Raw genomic sequence first — 3,671 nt, forward strand, 5'->3', positions numbered from 1 at the left:
GCGATCCCGTCGCCGCGGGCGACGCGCTCATTGGCGGAACGCTGGTGAGCGTCGACAAGCCGTACAAGGGCAAGCTGGTGGACCTGGACCCGCAGCAGCAGATGCTCAGCCAGGTGTGGGGGCTGACCGTGTCGCTCACGCTGGCGGGCGGCGGCACGGCGTTCACGGGCACGGTGGCGGAGTGCGCCCTTACGGACGTGTGGGGGCGCGTGGCGCACCAGGGCGCGGGCGGCATCGAGACCTCGGGCGGCTACTTCCAGACGGTCATCCAGGTGAGCGAGTGGGGAGACATCTCCGGCTCGCCCGTGCTCCAGGCGCTGCGGCACCAGGCGGGGAACACCCTGAGCCTCAAGTGGGCCGTGGACGGCTACAACGGCAAGTTCGGCACGGCCGGGTTCGGGTGGGGACGGATGGTGGCCACGGTGGGCCCGTACTACGCGGGCGAGCCGGTCCGCTTCCTGGGCAAGCGGCGCCTGGACGGGCAGTTCCTCGCGCTGATGTGGATGGCCCCCTTTCAGCTGGACGACAAGCGCGGCGTGCTGGTGCTGGACCTGGGCAACTCGGTGGCCACCACGGACCGGTACGGCGCCGGCTTCGCGCTGGACACCCTCACCGTGACGCTGGACCCGGACGGAAAGAACGTCACCCTGCCCCAGACGCTCCCCTACGACCTGGACACGTACACGCGGACGGCGGGGATCTACGAGGTGCCGCTGAACGCGGATCAGGCGGCCCTCGTGGCCAGCCGGCCCGTGCGCGTGAGCGGAACGGGCCCCGGCGGCGCGTCGGGCACCATCACCGAGGCGGCGTCGGGCACCTGGGGCGCCATCGACCCCCAGTTCCTGCGGCTGGATCCGGGCGAGTCCGCCACGGTCACCTTCTACGCGCGCCAGTGGGGGCAGCCGTGGAACACGGACATGACCGTACAGCCCACGCTCATTCCCAACAACTCCGACAACACGGGAAAGCCGCCGCAGGTGGGCGGAACCGACCCCGCCGGGCTCCTGGTGAACGGGCAGCCCACGCCCGCGACCGTGACGACGGTGAACGGCGCGGCGCAGGCCACGCTCACGGGCGGCACCAACCCGCCCCCCACGCCGGACCGGACGGGGATCGACGGGCAGGTCTACAACCTCACGGGCCCGTGGTGGAACCAGGTGATGGTGGGGATGATGGGCGTGCCCGCGCAGGCCGTGCTCGTCTTTGACGCCTTTGCACCCGCCAGCGACCCGCCCACGTGGTGGACCGACATCCAGCCGTGGATGTACGGCTACGCGCGGCTGTATCCCGGAATGCGCGACATCCTGGACATCTCCGACTACGGCACCCTCGTCCGGCCCGTGCGGGGAACGGGCAAGACGGGCGCGCAGCTGGTGGACGAGGTGTTCGCCCTTCCGCGCACGGACGCCAACCACATGCCCGTGACCCGCGACCTGTCGGGCCCGCGCCGGCAGGCGTTCGCGGCGTGGGTGCGGGCGGGATGCCCCGAGGGAACGCAGCCGGCGGGCTTTGCGCCGTCCGGCACGCCGCGCCAGCCCAGCCCGCCGGAGCAGGGGGGCCCCGGCGCCATCAAGTCCGCCCTGGTGCAGCAGCCGTGAGCACCCGGGTGGCCGGCGGCCGTCCGGACCGGCCCGCGGCCGCCCTGCCCACGCACGCGCGCCACCCACGATGACCACGTCCAGGGGAACCGACCTCCACGCCAGGAAACGCGAACGATGATCATCCGCACCTTCGCCGCCGCCGTCATGGCGGCCGCCCTGCTCGTGCTTCCCGCCCGCGGGCAGCAGAACGCGCAGGGGCTGCCCCCCAGCGGCACCACCACGCCCACGGAGGGCGCCCTGCCCTTTACCGTGCAGCTGCGCTCAGTCACCCTGCCCGACATGCCCGCCCTGCACTCGTTCGCCGTGGCGCAGAACGGCGGCGAGTGGCTGCTGCTCACGGGGCGCCGCAGCGGCCTGCACAGCATCGACACCACGCTCGTGAACGCGTTTCCCGTCACGGGCGCCAACGACAGCGTCTACGTCGTCAACCCGGGCCGGCAGCAGGTGTGGCGCGCCTCCGTGCGGTCGCTCCCCGACTCCATCGCCGACGCGCTGACGGTGACCAACGCCAACGCGTACCAGGACGGACGCTGGCTGTACCTCATCGGCGGATACGGACACGACAGCCGCACGGACAGCATGGTCACCTTTCCCACCCTGCTGGCCGTGGACGTCCCCGCGATGATCAACGCGGTCAAGTCCGGGGGGAGCCTGGCCGGCACCGTCACGCGGCGCAGCGACTTTTCGTGGAAGGTGACGGGCGGGCAGCTCAACAAGCTCGACGGGCGCTTCTACCTGGTGATGGGACAGCGCTTCGACGGCCTGTACTCGGCCGACCCAGGCAACTGGGACCAGTTCACCCAGATCTACACGGAGCGCATCCAGGTGGGGCACATCACGCCCCCGCCGTCGCTGGCATTCACCGCGGAGACGGTCATCACCGGGGACGTCAACGCGTGGGCCCGCAACTTTCACCGGCGGGACCTGAACGTGGTGGGCGCGTTCGATCCGCAGGGCAGTCGGCGCTTGGCGGTGTACGGCGGCGTGTTCGTTCCCGGACAGGATGCGGCGTACCGCGTGCCCGTGTACGTGAGCGGCAACACCGCCACGGTGGACAGCTCGTTCTTCCAGGCCATGAGCCAGTACGACGCGGCCTCGCTCCTGCTGTACGACCGCGCGCGCCGCGCGATGTACACCACGCTCTTCGGGGGCATCAGCCTCTACTCGTACGACAACGAGCGCAAGCAGCTGCACATCGACACGGGCCTCCCGTTCATCGACGACGTGTCGGTCATCGCGGTCGATGCGTCGGGCACGCGGCAGTGGGCGTTCCCGTGGACCCTGCCGGAGCTGCTGGGGGCCGACGCGCGGGTGATCCTCGAGGAGCAGGGCCTGCAGATGGACGCGGAGACGGAGGTGGTGTACCTGGACGCGCTGCCGGGGAACGCCGCCACGCGGGTGGGATGGCTGTACGGCGGCATCCAGAGCAGCGCGCCGCAGACGGACGACCAGCAGGCGCAGACCCGCGCCAGCAACCGCGTCTTTGAGGTGTGGATCACCCCCGGCCCCACGGCGGCCATCCCCCTGCCCACGGCGCCCGGCGGCAACTGACGCCGCCCCTGTGCGGCGGACGATGCAAAACGGCCCCGGAGATCGCTCTCCGGGGCCGTTCCGCACCCCTCCAGCCCCGGACAACGCCGGCCGGCCCGCGCGCGCGGAGACGTCGCTACGTGATGCGCCCCGGAGAGGGGGTTGCCACACCTCGGGCTTCGAAAGCGGTCATCCTGAGGAGCCGCCGCGCAAACCCTGCCCGGTCGGTGATCCATGGCGGCGACGAAGGATCGTGCCCGCGAAGCGACAAGCCGGCTCCAGGGCACGTATCCCGGCCTTACGCTTCGCACACAAGATCCCTCGACCGCGCCAAGGTCCTGCGCGCGTTCACGTCGTGCGCAACGCTCCCTCATAGGGTATTGCTAAACCTCGGGCTCGAAGCGTCATCCTGAGGAGCCGCCGCGCGATGCCTGCCTGGGCTTGATCCATGGCGGCGACGAAGGATCTTGTATGCGAGACTCGGGGCCGGCTTCCAGGCATGAAGCCGGCCCCGTGGTTTGGACACAAGATCCTTCGGTC

General features: G+C 71.0%; 2 protein-coding genes. Both read left to right on the forward strand.

Annotated features, from left to right (window positions below; translation table 11 throughout):
• Positions 1–1,598 (forward strand): hypothetical protein (locus VFZ20_RS20145; protein WP_329685734.1); only part of this gene is annotated, 1,598 nt, incomplete at its 5' end.
• Positions 1,599–1,715: 117 nt separating this feature from the next.
• Positions 1,716–3,152 carry a hypothetical protein gene (locus VFZ20_RS20150; protein WP_329685735.1) on the forward strand — a complete coding sequence of 479 codons (1,437 nt, stop codon included), beginning with the start codon at positions 1,716–1,718 and terminating at the stop codon, positions 3,150–3,152.
• The last annotated feature ends 519 nt before the right edge of the window (positions 3,153–3,671 follow it).

Origin of the sequence: Longimicrobium sp. (assembly GCF_036280135.1) — a bacterium.
Lineage (GTDB): Bacteria > Gemmatimonadota > Gemmatimonadetes > Longimicrobiales > Longimicrobiaceae > Longimicrobium.